Source organism: Halomicrobium mukohataei DSM 12286 (assembly GCF_000023965.1).
Taxonomy (GTDB): domain Archaea; phylum Halobacteriota; class Halobacteria; order Halobacteriales; family Haloarculaceae; genus Halomicrobium; species Halomicrobium mukohataei.
In genome coordinates this window covers 2,206,488-2,223,114 of sequence record NC_013202.1, presented here as the reverse complement: position 1 = coordinate 2,223,114, position 16,627 = coordinate 2,206,488, and the positions used below count along the sequence as shown (strand labels likewise).

The 16,627-nt window shown below is 66.6% G+C and carries 19 protein-coding genes; 12 read left to right on the top strand and 7 right to left on the bottom strand.

The window, feature by feature from the left end:
* Window positions 1–42: 42 nt before the first annotated feature.
* The 3 genes from HMUK_RS11100 to pyrB form a co-directional block, all read right to left on the bottom strand.
* Window positions 43–414, bottom strand: coding sequence for a TRAM domain-containing protein (locus tag HMUK_RS11100; protein WP_015763257.1), 372 nt, complete (start codon window positions 412–414; stop codon window positions 43–45).
* A 75-nt stretch (window positions 415–489) separates the two neighbouring features.
* On the bottom strand, window positions 490–954 hold the full coding sequence (pyrI, locus tag HMUK_RS11095; RefSeq protein ID WP_015763256.1) for an aspartate carbamoyltransferase regulatory subunit: 465 nt from the start codon (window positions 952–954) through the stop codon (window positions 490–492).
* The gene (gene pyrB, locus HMUK_RS11090) at window positions 951–1,865 is read right to left on the bottom strand and encodes an aspartate carbamoyltransferase (protein ID WP_015763255.1); all 915 of its coding nucleotides are present in this window, start codon (window positions 1,863–1,865) and stop codon (window positions 951–953) included. Before pyrB ends, pyrI begins: the two co-directional genes overlap by 4 nt.
* A gap of 82 nt (window positions 1,866–1,947) precedes the next feature.
* On the opposite strand from pyrB, the gene HMUK_RS11085 reads away from it, so the two are divergent.
* The 8 genes from HMUK_RS11085 to bioD all read left to right on the top strand — a co-directional run bounded on the left by HMUK_RS11085 (window position 1,948) and on the right by bioD (window position 9,810).
* The gene (locus HMUK_RS11085; RefSeq protein WP_015763254.1) at window positions 1,948–2,574 is read left to right on the top strand and encodes a MinD/ParA family ATP-binding protein; all 627 of its coding nucleotides are present in this window, start codon (window positions 1,948–1,950) and stop codon (window positions 2,572–2,574) included.
* Between the two features lie 28 nt (window positions 2,575–2,602).
* A complete protein-coding gene (locus HMUK_RS11080) occupies window positions 2,603–3,232 on the top strand; it encodes an RAD55 family ATPase (RefSeq protein WP_015763253.1) in 630 nt (209 codons plus the stop codon).
* Between the two features lie 45 nt (window positions 3,233–3,277).
* Complete coding sequence (locus HMUK_RS11075) at window positions 3,278–4,069, top strand: Nmad3 family putative nucleotide modification protein (protein WP_015763252.1); 792 nt, start codon at window positions 3,278–3,280, stop codon at window positions 4,067–4,069.
* An 88-nt stretch (window positions 4,070–4,157) separates the two neighbouring features.
* Complete coding sequence (gene thiC / locus HMUK_RS11070) at window positions 4,158–5,585, top strand: phosphomethylpyrimidine synthase ThiC (protein ID WP_015763251.1); 1,428 nt, start codon at window positions 4,158–4,160, stop codon at window positions 5,583–5,585.
* 158 nt (window positions 5,586–5,743) lie between these two features.
* The gene (gene bioB / locus HMUK_RS11065) at window positions 5,744–6,871 is read left to right on the top strand and encodes a biotin synthase BioB (RefSeq protein ID WP_015763250.1); all 1,128 of its coding nucleotides are present in this window, start codon (window positions 5,744–5,746) and stop codon (window positions 6,869–6,871) included.
* Window positions 6,872–6,875: 4 nt separating this feature from the next.
* Entirely contained in the window at window positions 6,876–7,940 is a 1,065-nt protein-coding gene (locus tag HMUK_RS11060) for a hypothetical protein (protein ID WP_015763249.1), read from the top strand.
* On the top strand, window positions 7,940–9,139 hold the full coding sequence (locus HMUK_RS11055) for an aminotransferase class I/II-fold pyridoxal phosphate-dependent enzyme (protein WP_015763248.1): 1,200 nt from the start codon (window positions 7,940–7,942) through the stop codon (window positions 9,137–9,139). The genes HMUK_RS11060 and HMUK_RS11055 overlap by 1 nt, the downstream gene beginning before the upstream one ends.
* Complete coding sequence (gene bioD / locus HMUK_RS11050; RefSeq protein WP_079979656.1) at window positions 9,136–9,810, top strand: dethiobiotin synthase; 675 nt, start codon at window positions 9,136–9,138, stop codon at window positions 9,808–9,810. The genes HMUK_RS11055 and bioD overlap by 4 nt, the downstream gene beginning before the upstream one ends.
* Window positions 9,811–9,944: 134 nt before the next feature.
* Here bioD and HMUK_RS11045 read toward each other — a convergent pair whose 3' ends face one another.
* Window positions 9,945–11,012 (bottom strand): phosphotransacetylase family protein, encoded by a 1,068-nt coding sequence (locus tag HMUK_RS11045; protein ID WP_015763246.1) that lies wholly within the window; start codon window positions 11,010–11,012, stop codon window positions 9,945–9,947.
* The gene (gene acs / locus HMUK_RS11040; protein ID WP_015763245.1) at window positions 11,009–13,108 is read right to left on the bottom strand and encodes an acetate--CoA ligase alpha subunit; all 2,100 of its coding nucleotides are present in this window, start codon (window positions 13,106–13,108) and stop codon (window positions 11,009–11,011) included. Before acs ends, HMUK_RS11045 begins: the two co-directional genes overlap by 4 nt.
* A 111-nt stretch (window positions 13,109–13,219) precedes the next feature.
* Here acs and HMUK_RS11035 point away from each other — a divergent pair, with 111 nt between their 5' ends.
* Window positions 13,220–13,597, top strand: coding sequence for a hypothetical protein (locus HMUK_RS11035; protein WP_015763244.1), 378 nt, complete (start codon window positions 13,220–13,222; stop codon window positions 13,595–13,597).
* Between the two features lie 216 nt (window positions 13,598–13,813).
* Complete coding sequence (gene dpsA, locus HMUK_RS11030; protein ID WP_015763243.1) at window positions 13,814–14,359, top strand: DNA starvation/stationary phase protection protein DpsA; 546 nt, start codon at window positions 13,814–13,816, stop codon at window positions 14,357–14,359.
* A 48-nt stretch (window positions 14,360–14,407) separates the two neighbouring features.
* Here dpsA and HMUK_RS17620 read toward each other — a convergent pair whose 3' ends face one another.
* Window positions 14,408–14,566, bottom strand: coding sequence for a hypothetical protein (locus tag HMUK_RS17620; protein ID WP_015763242.1), 159 nt, complete (start codon window positions 14,564–14,566; stop codon window positions 14,408–14,410).
* A 94-nt stretch (window positions 14,567–14,660) separates the two neighbouring features.
* Between HMUK_RS17620 and HMUK_RS11025 the strand changes: the two genes are divergently transcribed.
* Window positions 14,661–15,254 carry a DUF7547 family protein gene (locus HMUK_RS11025; protein ID WP_015763241.1) on the top strand — a complete coding sequence of 198 codons (594 nt, stop codon included), beginning with the start codon at window positions 14,661–14,663 and terminating at the stop codon, window positions 15,252–15,254.
* 312 nt (window positions 15,255–15,566) lie between these two features.
* Window positions 15,567–16,046 (top strand): HTH domain-containing protein, encoded by a 480-nt coding sequence (locus HMUK_RS11020; protein WP_015763240.1) that lies wholly within the window; start codon window positions 15,567–15,569, stop codon window positions 16,044–16,046.
* Between the two features lie 170 nt (window positions 16,047–16,216).
* Here the strand turns inward: HMUK_RS11020 and HMUK_RS11015 are convergent, their stop codons facing one another.
* Entirely contained in the window at window positions 16,217–16,582 is a 366-nt protein-coding gene (locus HMUK_RS11015) for a Zn-ribbon domain-containing OB-fold protein (protein ID WP_015763239.1), read from the bottom strand.
* Window positions 16,583–16,627: the final 45 nt, after the last annotated feature.

The window sequence follows — 16,627 nt, the reverse complement described above, 5'->3', positions numbered from 1 at the left end:
GGCAGTGCGATCGGTGTGTAAATCGTTTCAATCGTTACTATATCAGCGGCGTTCGACGAACCGCGCGTCGGCGGAGGTCCGGCCCTCGTTGAACGAGAGCACTTTCGCCTCGATTATATCGCCCTCCGAGAGCCCGTCCGGAATGTCCTCGACGAAGAGGACGAACCCCTCGACTTTCCCGACGGCGTTCGTTTCACCGGAGTGGTGCTCGCTGAAGTCCGTGATACCGAACTCGTAGGTCTCTCCGATCTCTACTGGAGGGTCACGTTGCTGGGCGGCTTCGTGGGCTTTCTTCGACTGACGGCGGTCCGAGGAGCCGCGTCGACGCCACCAGATCGCGACGAACGCCAAGACGAGCACCGCGGCCCCGCCGATCGCGAGCGGGGCCACACCGTCGACCGGAAGCGAGTTCATACCGACGACTGGGGAGGGTGCCGCAAATAAGTTGGAGGTATTCGGCTGCAGGCGGACGCTGGCACCGCGGCGGTGCTAACTTACCAGAATGTGGGCGGCGATGTCCTCGCGGATGATCGTGTCGCAGTACTCACAGCGGACGCCGTCGTCGAGCACCTCGAACGCGGAGTCGACGGGCTCGGACTCGGTCGTGATGCAGTTGCGGTTCGGGCACTCCAGGACGCCCTGTACGCGGCCGGGGCGCTCGACGCGGTGTTTCTCGGCCACGTCGAACTCCCGGACGATGTTGATCGTCGCGGCGGGTGCGATCAGCGACAGCACGTCGACCTCGTTCTGTGAGAGCTCACGGCCCTCGACTTTCACGATGTCTTTCTTGCCCAGCCGGTCCGAGGGGATGTTCATCGCGACGGAGACCTCCTCGCCGCTGGTCCCGTCGATGCCGATGATTGCCAGCACGTTCAGCGCCTGGCCGCCGGGAATGTGGTCGATCACGGTGCCGTTGCGGATCTTGCTGACGCGGAGCTCGGGATCGTCGCTCATCGTGATTCCTCCAGAACCATGTCCAGGAGCGCCATCCGGACGGGGACGCCGTTGTGTGCCTGCTGGAAGTACTGTGCGCCGTCGAGTTCGTCCACGTCGTGGTCGATCTCGTCGACTCGCGGGAGCGGGTGCATGACCGTCAGATCCTCGTTGTGCTCGCGGATCGTCGCCGCGTCGATCTGGTACTCCCCGGCGACCTCGTGGTACTCGCTCTCGTCGGGGAACCGCTCTTTCTGGATCCGGGTGACGTAGAGAACGTCCAGTTCCGACAGCACGTCGTCGAGGTCGGTGTGCTCGCGGACCTCCGCGCCGGATTCGTGGAGGTCGTACCGCACCGAGCGGGGCAGTTGGAGGCTCTCGGGGCTGACGAAGTGCTGGCGAGCGTCGAAGACCGTCAGGGCGTGTGCCAGCGAGTGGACGGTGCGGCCGTACTTCAGGTCGCCCATGATCCCGATCGAGAGGTCGTCGAAGCCGGCGTTCTCGCGGATCGTGTACAGATCCAGGAGCGTCTGTGTCGGGTGCTGGCCCGCACCGTCGCCCGCGTTGATCAGCGGCGCGTCGACGAACTCGCTGGCCATCTGGGCCGCGCCCTCGCTCGGGTGGCGCAAGACGAGCGCGTCGGCGTAGCCCTCGACGACGCGGACGGTGTCTGCCAGCGACTCGCCTTTCTTGACGCTGGAGGACTCGACCGTGCCCATGTCGACGATGTCGCCGCCGAGGCGTTTCATTGCGGCACTGAAACTCATCTTCGTCCGGGTACTGGGTTCGAAAAAGAGGAGGCCGAGCAGGGACCCCTCGTGTCGGTCCGCGTAGGCCGACGGATCCGCCGCGATCTCGGCAGCGCGGTCCAGCACCGCCTCGATGTCCCGGCGGGAGAGCTGTTTGGCGCTGATGATGTGGTCCTGGCGCATCGATAGGTACCGTGGCCGCGACGGCCTTGAATCTCCCGAACCGTCCCGAGCGTTCAAGACGGATGACGAGACAGGCCCCGCCATGCTCGCGATCGCAGGCGGGAAGGGCGGGTCGGGAAAGACCACGACGACGGCGTGTCTCGCTCGCGGACTGGCGGGCGAGGGGCCTCCTCCGATCGCCGTCGACGGCGACTGTGACATGCCGGACCTGCACCTCGTCGCCGGAACGTGCCCACGGCCGGGCATCGGTGCCTACGAGGACGGAGCGTCCCTCGACGAAGTCACGCACTCGGCCGTGGAGTTGCCCGGCGTCGAGGTGCTGCCGGCGGGTCGTGGCGGCGTCGGGGCACTCGAAGCGACCCTAGAGCAGTTGGCCGCGACGCCGCGGCCGGTCGTCGTCGATACGCCGGCCGGCGCGTCGCCGGTCGTGGCGACCGCGTTGCGCGCGGCCGACGCGGTCGTCGTCGTCTCGACGGCCACGCCGGAGAGTCTCGAAGACGCAGCGAAGACCGCGGCCATGGCTCGCACGCTGGGGACTCGCGTCCTCGGTGCGGTGGTGACCAGGAGCGCGGGACAAATAGAGCCGGAACCGCTGCTGGGCTGCCAGACGCTGGCCCACGTTCCGGACGTGACAGCGCCGCTGACCGACGGGACCGTGGCGGCGCGGTACGACCGCGTCGTCGACGAGGTGGTCGAACGGAATATTTAATCCGTGTCGGGACGTATCTCACAGTGGCATGGTGAATCGTCTGCGGACGGGGATCGACGTTCTCGACCGCAAACTGGATGGGGGAATCCCGGAGGGGAGCATCGTGGCCCTGACGGCGGATCCAGCGAGCCAGGCAGAGCTGTTTCTGTACGAGTTGACCGCGACGCGGGGGACGCTCTGGCTCTCACTGGATCGAACGGCCACCGCGGTGCAGGCGAGCATCGAGCAGACCCCGGCAGAGACCGGCGACCCGACGGTGCGACACATCTCGGGCGAAGCGCCGCTGGACAACGCCGGCAAACTGGTCAGTGCGCTCCCGGAGACGTCGAACCTGATCGTCGACCCGCTCGACGTGCTGGAGGCCCAGGAACCACACTCCCGGTTCCGTGCCTTCATGAACGACCTGCAGACACACATCGTCAACACGGGCAGCATCGCCATCCTCCACTGTCTGGACGGCCGCGAGGTCGCGTCGTTGCGAGACACGACCGAGCACTTCGCGGACGTCGTCTTCCAGCTCGACACCACCGTCTCCGGCGACGAAGTCGAGAACAGGCTGGCGATTCCGAAGTTCCGCGGCGGCCGCGCCCCCTCGGACGTGATCAAGCTCGATCTGGTCGAACAGGTCAGCATCGACACGTCCCGAGACATCGCGTGACCGGCCACCGGAGTTCATTTGCCGACCCGCCGCCCAGTGTCGACGATGACAGTCGTCTTTGCCGGTGTCGGAGCCGACGACAGCAACGTCAACGCCCACGCGCCGCTGTACCCGGACGGCCGCTTCGAATACGTCCCGATTCCGGAGAAGACGCCCGACACCGACGAGCCAGAGACCTACGGTAGCTGGGCGCTGCGCTACGACGGCCGGGTCGCCGCGGAGCTGACCGACCGCCTCGACACCTACCCGGAGGACGGGAGCGCCGAGACGGTTCGCGACGAGGCCGTCGCGGACTGGCCGCTGCACCGCGACCCCAACTTCGAGGCGATGACCTACGGCGAGCACCGCGAGGGGTTCGGGCAGTACGTCTCGCGGCTCTCGGGCCTCGGCGAGGGCGACGTGGTGGCGTTCTACACCTCGCTGGTCGAGGAGCGGTCGGAACGCAAGCACCGCTATCTCGTCGGCTACTTCACCGTCGAGGGGCGTACCGTGATCGAACCGGGCGATCCGACCGAACTGAAGCGTGAGAAGCTCGCGCGCCACTCCGAGAACGCCCACGCGAAGCGCGCCGTCGAGGGCGTCCCCTTCTACGACGACAAGCGGCTCGTGTTGCTCGACGGCCGGACTCCCGGTGGGCTCTTCGAGCGCGATCCGATTCGGCTGAGCGAGTACCGCGACCGCCCGGACGGCTCCGGCGGATACTACCTCGACTCGGCCGTGGCCGAGCGCTTCGCCGTCTCGGAGGGGTCCGACTACATGACTCGAAAGCCCGCACTGGTGAGCGAACTGGACGGCGAGGAGTTCGTCGAACGAGTCGGTCGGCCGGGCGACCGTTGACGGCGGCCAGCGTTCGTTCTCGTCGGGGCGACGGCCCTACTGACGAGACTGGGAACTTTTATAATCTAGTGATATAACTAGCTTATCTATGACGACCCAGCTCCAGCGTGCACGAGACGGAGAGATCACGTCGGCGATGGAACGGATCGCAGAGCGCGAGACCGTCGACGCCGAGTTCGTCCGCGAGCAGGTCGCGGACGGACAGGCAGTGATCCCGGCGAACGTCGGCCACGAGACGCTCGACCCGATGATCATCGGCCGGGAGTTCTCGACGAAGGTCAACGCCAACATCGGCAACAGCGAGGAGACGAGCGACCTCGACGGCGAACTGGAGAAGCTCCACACCGCGGTCCACTACGGCGCGGACACGGTGATGGACCTCTCGACGGGCGCGAACTTAGACGAGATCCGCGAGGCAAACGTCGAGCATTCGCCGGTTCCCGTCGGGACGGTCCCGATCTACGAGGCCGTCAAGCGAGCGGGCAGCCCCGAGGAGATCACCCACGAACTCCTGCTGGACGTGATCGAGAAACAGGCCGAGCAGGGCGTCGACTACATGACGATCCACGCGGGCGTGCTGATGGAACACCTCCCGCTGACCGACGGCCGCAAGACCGGGATCGTCTCTCGCGGCGGATCGATCATGGCCAAGTGGATGGAGGAAAACGGGATGCAGAACCCCCTCTACACGAAATACGAGGAGATCTGCGAGATCTTCCGTGAACACGACGTGACCTTCAGTCTCGGCGACGGCCTGCGGCCCGGCTGTATCGCAGACGCGAGCGACGAGGCGCAGTTCGCAGAGCTGGACACCCTGGGTGAACTGACCCGAAAAGCGTGGGACGAGGGCGTCCAGGTGATGGTCGAGGGACCGGGCCACGTGCCCATGGACGAGGTCGCGGACAACGTCGAGCGCCAGCAGGAGGTCTGTGACGGCGCGCCGTTCTACGTCCTCGGCCCGCTGGTGACCGACATCGCGCCCGGCTACGACCACATCACCAGCGCGATCGGCGCGACCGAGGCCGGACGCGCGGGCGCGGCGATGCTGTGTTACGTCACGCCCAAAGAGCACCTCGGCCTGCCAGAACGAGAGGACGTGCGCGAAGGGCTCGCGGCCTACCGGATCGCCGCACACGCCGCCGACGTTGCCAACGGGCGCGAGGGGGCCAGCGACTGGGACGACGCCCTCTCGGAGGCCCGCTACGCCTTCGACTGGTCGGAGCAATTCGAGCTCGCGCTCGACCCCGAGCGCGCGAAGGCCTACCACGACAAGACGCTGCCGGGTGACAACTACAAGGACGCCCGCTTCTGTTCGATGTGTGGCGTCGAGTTCTGCTCGATGCGGATCGATCAGGACGCGCGGGAGGGCGACGAGATGGCGTCGATCGCCGACGAGACCGACCTCGAAGGATCGGCCGCCGCGTCGGTGAACCGACCGCCCGTCGGCACCCACGACAGCGACGCCGAGTTGCACCACCACGAGGGGCGACCGACAGTCGTCGGCGACGACGACTGATACGGAAAGTTGTCGGTCTTTTCCGGATCTCTCACAGTCCGTCCGACACTGCGGCGAGTGGACGACGCTCTCGGCGGTGATCCGCGATCGATCGCCCGGAACGACGGTCGCTCCCCGCGACCCGAACCTATAAGGTTCCGTCAACTGCCACCTAGCATGTGGTTTACGAGACAGGTAACCGAACGATCGACGACGCTGTCGCCCGCGTGATCGACGGCGAACAGTTGGATCGCCGCGACGGGCTCGCGCTGCTGGCCCAGCCCGTCGGCGAACTCGCAGCGGGGGCCGACTACGTCCGGTCACAGTTCGGTGACGGGACCGTCGACGCCTGCTCGATCGTGAACGCGAAGGCCGGCAACTGCGCCGAGGACTGTGGCTTCTGTGCCCAGTCGGTCCACTTCGACACCGGGATCGAAAACTACGGCTTCCTCGATCCCGAGGAGATCCTCGCCGCGGCCAAGCGCGCCGAACGCGACGGTGCCCAGCGCTTCGGGATCGTCGTCGCCGAGAAGGGCGTCTCGAAAGAGCACCGCCCCGAGGAGTGGCAGGAAGTCCTGCGAGCGATCAGGCTGGTCCGCGACGAGACGGCCGTGGAGGTCGACGCGAGTCTCGGCATCCTCACGGAGGAGGAAGCGGCCATCCTGGCCGAGGAGGGACTCAACCACTACAATCACAACATCGAGACCTCGCCGCGTTTCTTCCCCGAGATCGTCGACTCCCACAGCTTCGAGGACCGCGTGGCGACCCTGGAAGTCGCCAAGGAGGCGGGTATGGACCTCTGTGCCGGCGTGATTCTGGGAATGGGCGAGTCCCCGGCGGATCGCGTCGACGCGGCGGTCGCCCTCCAGGACATCGGCGTCTCCTCGCTCCCGGTCAACATCCTCAATCCGGTCGCCGGGACGCCTCTCTCGGAGAAGCTGAACGGGACGGCCGACATCACGACCGAGGCAATCGTCGAGACGATCGCAGTGTACCGATTCCTCCACCCCGAGGCACGGGTCCGACTCACCGGCGGCCGGGAGGTCAACCTCGACGAAGACGAACAGCATCTCCCGTTCGAGGCGGGAGCTGACGGGATGCTCACCGGCGACTATCTGACGACGGACGGCCAGTCGCCCGGTGACGACATCGAGACCGTCGAGCGGGCGGGACTGGAGCCGAACATGGCCGAAAACGAGTTCGACCCGGCGGCGGTCAAGGAGCGCGGCAACGACGCTGCCGATCCCGACGGCGTCGTCGAGACGGCGGCGGGGACGGCGACCAGCGAAGCGGAATCCGGAGACTGACACCATGGACGACATTCGATTCGCAGTACTCGGAACGGGTGGTATCGGCAGACGAACGCTCGAAGTCGCGACCCACAGAGACGGCCTCACGCCCGTCGCGGCGTGTGATCGCAACGGGGTCGCGATCGACCACGACGGGCTCGACGTGGACGAACTGCTCGACGCCACTGAGGGCAACATCGCGAGCGGGCCGTCAGACGAGCGAGACGTGGCCCCAGACGGCGGGGCGGCGGCCGGCGGCGTCAAACAGCACGGCGAGCAGGCGGGGATCGTCGCCAGCGACCAGGGCCGGGAGACCGAGACGCCGATCGACGACGTGATCGCCGAGGCCGACGAGATCGACGCGGTCCTGATGGCACTGCCCAACCTGGAGCACGACTTCATCCCCCGGGTCGCCCAGCGGTTCGCAGACGCCGACTACGAGGCCGTCCTGATCGACGTGCTCAAACGCTCGCGCGTGATCGGGATGCTGGAAGACCGCGAGCAACGGCTCGTCGACGCCGGCATCACGTTCGTCTGTGGAGCCGGTGCGACGCCGGGGCTGCTCACCGGGGCGGCGGCGCTTGCCGCCCAGTCGTTCGTCGAGATCGAGTCCGTCGATATCTGGTGGGGCGTCGGCCTGAAGTCGGGCTACGAGGACAACCGCGGCACTGTCCGGGAGGACATCGCCCACCTCGACGGCTACGACATCGAGTCGGCCCGCGAGATGAGCGAGGCGGAGATCGAGGCGCTGATCGACGAGCACGACGGTCGCCTGGAGTTCGACGACATGGAACACGCCGACGACGTGTTGCTGGAGCGGGCCGGCGTCTGTGACGCCGAGGACGTGACCGTCGGCGGGATTCTCGACGTGCGTCAGGACGAGAAGCCGACGACGACGACCGTCAGCGTGACCGGCAGGACCTTCGACGGCGAGACGGGGACCAACACCTTCCAGCTCGACGACGCGACGAGCATGGAAGCCAACGTCAACGGCCCCGCTATCGGCTACCTGAAGGCCGCCGTGTTGCGAAATCGTGCGGGAGATTACGGCGTCTACGGGCCGGCAGAACTGATGCCGACGTTCTGATGACACACGGCTTTTCGCTCGGGAGACGGCTCGAACAGCGCGAGGAGCGCGGCCTGCGACGCCACCTGAACCCGGCTGAATCGGTCGCCGGCCGGACCCGGTTGGCCGACGATCCGGGCGGTGGAACCGCCGACTTCGGCGAGCCGGAGCTGGTCTTCGCCGCGAACAACTACCTCGGACTGGCCGACGACGGACGGGTCCAGCGAGCGGCCGAGACCGCGGCACGGTCGATCGGCACCGGTGCCGGCGCGTCCCGGCTCGTCACGGGGGATACGACGCTCCATCGAGCCCTGGAACGCGACCTCGCAGACAGCAAGGGAACGGAGCGCGCGCTCGTGTTTTCGTCTGGCTACGCTGCAAACGTCGGTGTGATCGACGCGCTCGATCCGGACGTGGTGTTTTCCGACGAACTGAACCACGCCAGCATCGTCGACGGCTGTCGGATCGGGGCCGACGAGACGGTGGTCTACGACCACTGTGACCCCGCGGATCTCGCGCGGCGGATGGACGCCCGAAGCGGCGACGCCGACAGCGAGTCGTGGCTCGTCCTCACCGACAGCGTGTTCTCGATGGACGGCGACCGCGCGCCGCTGTCCGACATCTGTGACGCGGCCGAGCGCCACGGCGCGTGGGTGATGGTCGACGAAGCCCACGCGACCGGTGTCGTCGGTGCCGACGGTGGCGGTGTCGTCCAGGCACAGGGCGTGAGCGACCGGATCGACGTACAGCTCGGGACCCTCTCGAAGGCGCTGGCCGCACAGGGCGGGTACGTCGCCGGTGCGGAGACGCTGATCGAGTTCCTGCTCAACGAGGCCCGGACGTTCGTCTTCTCGACCGGACTCGCACCGCCGGCTGCCGGAGCGGCACGCGAGGCGCTCCGGATCGCACGCGAGGGAACTCGACGGGAGCGGCTCTGGGAGAACGTCGAGCGGCTCCGGGACGGTCTCGAAGCCGCCGGGTTCGAGGTGCTTGGCGACACGCACATCCTCCCGGTGGTGGTCGGGCACCGAGACGACGCGATGGCACTCGCGACGGCCGTCCGCGACCGGGGCATCGTCGCACCGGCGATCAGGCCGCCGACCGTCCCAGCCGGCCGGTCGCGGCTCCGAATCGCGCCGATGGCGACCCACGACGAGGCGGCGATCGACCGCTGTCTCGACGCCTTCGAGCGTGCCGGAACGGAGTGTGGGCTGTTGTGAGCCTGTTCGTGGTCGGCACGGACACCGGCGTCGGCAAGACGGTCCTCACGGCCGGCATCACGGGCTGGCTGCACCGTGACGGGATCGACGCGACCGCGGTCAAGCCCTGCCAGACCGGTGTTCCCGAGGACGACGACGCGCGCTTCGTCGAGCGCGTCTGTGGCGACGAGGCGGCCGCGACCTGTCTGGAACGGCTCGGCCCGGCGCTAGCCCCCGCCGTTGCGGCCCGCGAGACGGGCGTCGAACTCTCCTACGACCGTCTGCTGTCCGGCTGTCGCGCAGCCGTCGAGGACAGCGAGGCGACCGTCGTCGAGGGGATCGGCGGACTCCGGGTCCCGCTGACGGCGACCCACGAGGTCGTCGATCTCGTCGCCGACCTCGACCTGCCGACGCTGGTCGTCGCCCGCTCCGGGTTAGGGACGCTGAATCACACGGCTCTGACCGTCGAGGCGCTACGTCGTCGGGGAGTCTCCGTTCGAGGCGTCGTCCTGAACGAGTACGAGGGCGCGACCGTCGCCGAGCGGACGAATCCGCGCGAGATCGAGACGGCCAACGACGTGCCGGTGGCGACGCTGCCGCCGGTCGACGTGGCGGACGGCGAGGCGCTCGTCGACGCCGTGGCGTCGGCGCTCCCCGAGCGATTTCGCGGCGTCGAACGGAGCGGCGACTGATACGGATTATTGTAGCGATTTACCGGTGATCGTCTACTCCGTGGCGACGATCACCGGTAAGCAACTACAATAAACCGTATGAGACCGCTGGCTTGCGTACCGCTGACCCGCGGTCGGTAAAGGAGAGCGGTAGATCAGAGATCGACCGAGAGCAGCCGTTCCACGTCGACGCCTTCGGCGAGGAGTTCGCCCATCCGATCGACGGTGTCTCCGGTTCGGGTGCGGCCGGCGTGGAGAACGTCCTCGACGCGATCGATCGTCGTCCGGGTGTCCGACTGGACGAGCAAGATCGGGACGCCCTCTTCCTGTGCGCGACCGAGGACGGCACTGGCCGGTCGGAAGCCCCCGGTCAGCAACAGCGCCTTGATGCCCGCCGCTTCCAGCGCGGCCGTCTGGACCTCCGAGCGGTCGCCGCCGGTGATCATGACCGCGTCTCGTGTCCGCCGGAACTGGTCGAGCGCGCTGCTGCCGCCCATCGCCCCGACCGTGAACCGCTCGACGTGTCTGTCGAGACCGATATCCGGCGTCAGGACGTTACAGCCCAGGCTCCGGGCGAGTTCCTCGACCGTGACGCCGGCCAGCTCCGGGACCGTCGGGAGCGCGCCGAACACCGGCACGTCCCGCCCGTCGAGGAACGGGATCACGTCGTCGTTGAGCTCGTCCATCTTGGCGTCGGCGACGCCGTTGAAGACAACGCCTTCCAGCCGGTCGCCGGCCGTCTGTGCGCTGCCGAGCACCGCGTCGGTCGTCGCCACGGAGTCGTACCCCGTGACCAGCAACATGCGGGCGTCGAGGGCCTCGGCGATGTCCACGTCGTCGAGGTCGACGATGCTCCCCGTCGAGAGGTCGCCGCTCCCCTCGACGATCATCAGGTCTTTGTCCTCGGCCAGGTCCTCGAAGCTGTCGACGACCCGCTCGCGCAGCTCGTCGGGATCTTCGCGCCCGCGGATCGCCTCCTGAATGAACGTCGGGGAGTAGACGATCGGCTCCATCTCGTGCATCTCCGCGTCGAGATCGAGCAGTTCGCGCGCGAGCATCGGGTCCTCGTCGCGGGTCTTGCCGACCGCGCTCTGGAGCCGCGTGCCTTTCGGTTTCATGTACCCCACGTCGTAGCCCGCCCGCTGTGCGCGCCGAGCGAGCGCGAGGGTGATCGCCGTCTTGCCGATGCCGTCGTTCGTCGAGGTGACCAGTAGCGTGTTCATAGTTCCTCCTGATCGAGGGTCAGCCGCAGGTCGATCGCCGCGACGCCGTCGTTGGTCGCGACGAGCGGGTTGATGTCCAGTTCGACGATCGCCGGGAACTCCGTGACGAGCTGTGACAGGCGCTGGATCGTCTCGACCAGCGCGTCCTCGTCGACCGGATCGCGACCGCGTGCGCCCCGCAACAGCGGGGCCGACTCGATGTCGTCGAGCATCGAGCGGGCGTCGGGCTCCGAGACCGGCGCGACCCGGAGCGTGGTGTCTTCGAGCACTTCGACGAAGATGCCGCCGAGTCCAAAGAGGACCAGCGGGCCGAACTGTGGATCGCGGTTCACCCCGAGGATCGTCTCGGTGCCCGCGTCGACGTCCAGCATCTCCTGGACCTGGACGCCGAGGATCGTCGCGTCCTGCTGGTAGTTGCGTGCTCGCACGACGAGGTCCTCGTAGGTGTCCCACACGTCCTCCGGTGAGACGCCGACCTCGACGCCGCCGATGTCGGACTTGTGGAGGATGTCCGGGCTCACGATCTTCATGACGACCTCGTCGCCGATCGATTCCGCGACCGACTGGGCCTCCGACGGGGAGTCGACGACCTCGCCCTCCGGCGTCGGGATCCCGTAGGCGTCGAGCAAGTCCATGGCCTCGACGCCGAGGCGGTTCTGGTTTCGGTCCGCGGCCGACTGCAGGATGTCTCGCGCCCGCTCGCGGTCCACGTCGAAGGTCTCGGGGTCGGTGTACTCGCGGGACTGGATGTCGTCGTAGCGGGCCAGCGCGTCGAGGCTGTCGACGGCGCGGGCCGGGTCGAAGTAGTTCGGAATGCCCGACTCGGTCAACGTCGAGGCAGCGGGGCCGACGCTCTGGCCGCCCATCAGCGTGGTCGCGACGGGAATGTCGTACTCCTGCTGGCAGTCGACGACGACCTCCGCCAGCTCCTCGAACGAGAGGACCGCGGTCGGACAGGCGACGACGACCGCCATGGCGACGTTGTCGTCGGCCATGACGGTCTCCAGGGCCGCCTCGAACCTGGCTGCCGGTGCGTCGCCGATGATGTCGACCGGGTTGTAGATGTTGGCCTCGTCGGGCATCGTCTCGGCGAGGCGCTCGACCGTGTCGTCGGTCAGGTCGGCCAGTTCGAGGCCGCTGTCGCCGACAGCGTCGGTGGTCATCACGCCGGGTCCGCCCGCGTTCGTGACGATCGCGACTTCCTTTCCCTCCGGGAGGGGCTGGTCGGCGAGGATCTGTGCGTAGTCGAACAGTTCCTGGACGGTCTCGACCCGGATCGCGCCGGACTGTTCGAGACCCGCCTCGTAGGCCGCTTCCGAACCGGCCATCGCACCGGTGTGAGAGGCGGCGGCGCTGGCACCGGCGTCGGTCCGACCGGACTTGACGAGCACGATCGGCGTGTCCTGCGTGACCTCGCGCGCGGTCTGGACGAAGCCCGCGCCGTCCTCGATGTCTTCGAGGTAGCCCAGGATCACGTCGGTGTCGGGGTCTGTCCCCCACTCGTCGATGAAGTCCCGTTCGTCGAGGATCGCCTTGTTGCCCAGCGAGACGATGTCTTTGAATCCCACGTCGCGTTCGGCGGCCCAGTCCAGGACCGCCGTGACGAACGCGCCGGACTGGCTCATAAACGAGATGCCGCCGCTCGTTGCCATCTCGTTGCCGAACGTGGCGTTGAGTCCCGTCGGCGTGCTCATGATGCCGAGGCTGTTCGGGCCGACGAGGTTGAGGTCGTACTCGGCGGCCGTCTCTCTGAGATCTTTCTCGCGTGCTGCGCCCTCTGCGCCGGTTTCGCCGAAGCCGGCGGTGATGACGACGACGTTCTCGATCCCCGCCTCGCCTGCCTCGCGGATCGAGTCGACGGCGACGTCGGGTGGGACGACGATCACCGCCACGTCGATGTCTGCCTCGACGTCGGCCACGGTGTCGTGGCAGTGCAGACCCAGCACGCTCTCCTTGTACGGGTTTACGGCGACGATATCACCCGCGAACGACGCCTGCAAGTTTTCCGTGATCGCGCGACCGACCGCACCGTCGGAGTCTGTCGCACCGACGACGGCGACCCGGTCGGGCGAGAACAACGTTGAGAGGCGTCCCATGCAGTTCGACCTTCCCTGCGTGACGGGATAATTCTGCTGGCGGTGTCTCGGGCGGTGAGAACGGACCATCGATTGTTGAGACTTTTGTGCATCGAGTGCGAACGTCGCGCGATGGAGTCCGCCGACAGCGACCTGTTCGACACCGCCGCAGTCGAGCGATCGGCCAGCGAGTTCGAGGTCGATCCAGCAGCGTTGACCCAGCGACTCGCCGACCACCAGGCGGCAGTCGAGGAGTTGCCCGGCGTCGAGAACATCGTCTACGAATGGCGCAAGCAGTACGAGGACCCGCTGATCGAGCGCACGGCCGGGGTCTACTACCTGCGAGTTCCGTCGACCGTGTGGGACGAGTTCGGGGACGCCCTCGGCGTCGGCGACGCGATGCTCGGTGCCGTCGTCGACGTACACCGCCGGACCGTCTCGACCGCGAGTGGCGTGTCGTCGACGCCACCGGACGGTGTCGCGTACGTGGCGCTCGACCGCACGCTGTAGGTCGCGACGCGGCACCGCCGGAGACGACTTTCTGGGACCGTCGTTCTCGATCAGACAGCAGATCGTCTCGGCCGATCGGCTCCCACGGAGTGCGGGAAAACACTACATCTAGTTGCCACGTTATGCAGGATTCGAGAATTAGGTTTGCCAAAACCAAAAAGTAGTTTCTGGAATCGCGAAGGTTTTAAGTGCCGTCCGGTAGTAGTCGCAGTTGCCATGAGCAAACAAACGTCCGTCCAGCAGGAGTTTGGCACCGTCGGTGACAACGAGCTTCGCCTCGAACGAGACAAGTCCGAGCAGATCATCGACGCGCTGAACAGCGACCTGGCGGCGACCTACGTCCTCTACCACCAGCTCAAGAAACACCACTGGAACGTCGAGGGCGCGGAGTTTCGCGACCTCCACCTGTTCCTGGGCGACGCCGCCGCAAACGCCGAAGCGGCGGCCGACGAACTCGCCGAGCGCGCCCAGGCACTCGGTGGGACGCCCGTCGCCGGACCGGCCGCACTGGCCGACCACGCGCCGGTCGACTCCGAGGACGAGGACGTGTACGACATCCGGACCTCGCTGGCCAACGACCTCGAGATGTACGGCGAGATCATCGAGTCGCTGCGTGACCACGTCGAGCTGGCGACCAACCTCGGCGACCACGCGACGGCACAGATCCTCCGCGAGATCCTGGTCGAGACCGAAGAGGACGCCCACCACATCGAGCACTACCTCGAAGACGACACGCTCGTCACCGAGAACGCGATGCAGTAGCGTCGCAACTGACGGTATCGAGATCGGGTAGCGAGGAGAAGAGCCGCGTTACTCCCAGGGTTCGACCGTGAGGTCGGTCGCGATCCAGGCGTCGGAGTTTCCGTCTTCAGTGAAGACCGTTCTGTCGGGGGAACTCTGGTGCGCGCTGACCGACGGTTCTGTCCGAGCGTCGTCTGAATCTTGTTCGCGTTCCGAGACGGGTGCCATTAGCGGACGTTAGGTATGCCTAAAGCTAAAAGGATTTTGGTTCGCCTAATCCGACCGCGGCTGGGTTTTTATAGCTCACACTGCAAGGGCGCGTATGAGCAGCTCCGACGACGATCTTGCGTCCCTGGTCGGCGAACTCGTCACGACGTTACAGCGGCTCGAAACCGAGTTCGAGCCACGGGACGACGACGATCGGCTGCGTCCGCCGACGCCGCGCGAACTGATGCGGTTGACCAGCGACGTCGCCATTCCCGCGACGATCCTCCTGTTGCGGACCAACATCGAGGCCCTGAAGCTCCTCCAGCGGGCGCTGCGGATGGCGGACGGTCGAGCACCGACGGCGGACTCGGAGGGGAGCGACGTGCGGGCGCGCGCCGAGCGCCTCAGCGCGACCACGCTCTCGAAGCTCGACGGCGCGCTCGCTGATCTCCAGGACGCCGTCGAGGGCCAGCCCACGGACGACGAGGCGCGCGAGCTCCTGACCGAAGCCCGTCGCCTGCGAGCGGACATCGAGTCCCGCATCGAGGAGCGATCCAACGGGAGCCCGGAGGGAGGATCGGCGGCCAGCCTCGAAGCCGACGGCGAAGACGAGAGCGAGGACGTGCCCGTCGACGTGGACGCGGAACTGCGTTCGCTGAAGGACGACGTGAGCGATCAGACCGATTCGGACGACGACGACGCTTCCTGATACTGCCAGCTATAGTAGCCATTGAAAATCAATGCACACCCGATCGCACGACAGCAGTGCGATCGGTGTGTAAATCGTTTCAATTGTTACTATATCACTTCGTGACGATATTCGCCGGTCAGTGTGTCGAACTGCGACACGGGCATCCACCCGACACTGTGAGCGTAGATCGAATGGAAACGTCTCGATGCCAGAGTTTACCAGCGGTAACTTCCCGCTCCTGTACTGCGTTCGTGTTCGTCGCCACTACCCAAATACATATTCTGAAAAACATCATGTTTTATTATGCGTGGGCTGCTACGGAGAGACACCATGCCCACGACAGAGCAGCCGGGGGGAGTTCGGGCGAGGCTATTCGTTCGGGAGACCCTCCCGACACCGGCGACCCAGAGCAGCCAGCGGACCATCGCTCGGCTGGAGCGACTCACGTCGACGGGACTCCTCGACGACTACAGCGTAACGTCGTGGGACAAGCGGCTGCCGGTCGACGGGGAGAACGCGCCCGAACAGCGGCGTCGGTACAACGAGTTCAGCGACTGGGCCCGGTCTAACGGTGCCCGCCTGACGCCGTTTTTCGACACCCGAGAGTGCTACTCGATGGAGACCGGCGAGAAGCGCACCGAGCTGGTCTTTCCGGCGATCTGTCTCGCACTCTACGAGAACGGCGACCTCCGGACCGTCGCACCGCACGCGGCGGGTTCCGAGACCGAATCCGTCGCGGACTGTCTGGACCGACTGGCCGAACAGTCCTCCGACGAACCGGTTCGACGGACGATCGTCACGGCCGACTGATTCGGTTTATCGTAGTTGCTTACCGGCGATCGTCGCCGGTAAATCGCCACAATAATTCGTATGACACTGATCGGCGTCGCCGTTTTCCCGGTCGACCGCACGACGACGAGACGCCTCACTGGACTGCTCTCACCGATCGCTTCCGACCAGTTGATCGACGACGAGACGCCTCACTGGACTGGTCGGAAGCGATACCCGTCCCAGTCCTGACTCTCCGGTTCCTTGATCCCGATCTCGGGATCACGCAGTTCCTCGACGTACACCGGTTCGACCACGTCGCCGGTCTCGACGTCGTCGGTCGTGACCTGGCCGAGCGCGCGAACGACGGTGTCTGCCACGTCGAACTCGACGATCGCCAGCGTGTTCGGTTCGCGCACGCCCGGCGGCGTCGCCGTCGAGTGAGTCCAGGTGACGACCTCGCCGCGGCGTTCCGAGAGGTCGACCGTCTCGGTCTGTTTCTCTCCACACTCCGGACAGAACGTGTGGCCGGGATACGTCACGTGACCGTTCTCACAGCGGTGTGCATCGAGGGTCACGCGAGGTCACCCCCGTGTGACCGAGTGTGACATCGTTGCGCGCGA

Excerpts from the sequence above, each read along its gene's own strand:
- HMUK_RS11055 (WP_015763248.1), top strand. The coding sequence starts at position 7,940 with ATGACACACGGCTTTTCGCTCGGGAGACGGCTCGAACAGCGCGAGGAG.
- HMUK_RS11035 (WP_015763244.1), top strand. The coding sequence starts at position 13,220 with ATGGAGTCCGCCGACAGCGACCTGTTCGACACCGCCGCAGTCGAGCGA.
- dpsA (WP_015763243.1), top strand. The coding sequence starts at position 13,814 with ATGAGCAAACAAACGTCCGTCCAGCAGGAGTTTGGCACCGTCGGTGAC.
- pyrB (WP_015763255.1), bottom strand. The coding sequence starts at position 1,865 with ATGCGCCAGGACCACATCATCAGCGCCAAACAGCTCTCCCGCCGGGAC.
- HMUK_RS11075 (WP_015763252.1), top strand. The coding sequence starts at position 3,278 with ATGACAGTCGTCTTTGCCGGTGTCGGAGCCGACGACAGCAACGTCAAC.
- HMUK_RS11080 (WP_015763253.1), top strand. The coding sequence starts at position 2,603 with ATGGTGAATCGTCTGCGGACGGGGATCGACGTTCTCGACCGCAAACTG.
- pyrI (WP_015763256.1), bottom strand. The coding sequence starts at position 954 with ATGAGCGACGATCCCGAGCTCCGCGTCAGCAAGATCCGCAACGGCACC.
- acs (WP_015763245.1), bottom strand. The coding sequence starts at position 13,108 with ATGGGACGCCTCTCAACGTTGTTCTCGCCCGACCGGGTCGCCGTCGTC.
- HMUK_RS11025 (WP_015763241.1), top strand. The coding sequence starts at position 14,661 with ATGAGCAGCTCCGACGACGATCTTGCGTCCCTGGTCGGCGAACTCGTC.
- HMUK_RS11100 (WP_015763257.1), bottom strand. The coding sequence starts at position 414 with ATGAACTCGCTTCCGGTCGACGGTGTGGCCCCGCTCGCGATCGGCGGG.
- HMUK_RS17620 (WP_015763242.1), bottom strand. The coding sequence starts at position 14,566 with ATGGCACCCGTCTCGGAACGCGAACAAGATTCAGACGACGCTCGGACA.
- thiC (WP_015763251.1), top strand. The coding sequence starts at position 4,158 with ATGACGACCCAGCTCCAGCGTGCACGAGACGGAGAGATCACGTCGGCG.
- HMUK_RS11085 (WP_015763254.1), top strand. The coding sequence starts at position 1,948 with ATGCTCGCGATCGCAGGCGGGAAGGGCGGGTCGGGAAAGACCACGACG.
- HMUK_RS11020 (WP_015763240.1), top strand. The coding sequence starts at position 15,567 with ATGCCCACGACAGAGCAGCCGGGGGGAGTTCGGGCGAGGCTATTCGTT.
- HMUK_RS11060 (WP_015763249.1), top strand. The coding sequence starts at position 6,876 with ATGGACGACATTCGATTCGCAGTACTCGGAACGGGTGGTATCGGCAGA.
- HMUK_RS11045 (WP_015763246.1), bottom strand. The coding sequence starts at position 11,012 with ATGAACACGCTACTGGTCACCTCGACGAACGACGGCATCGGCAAGACG.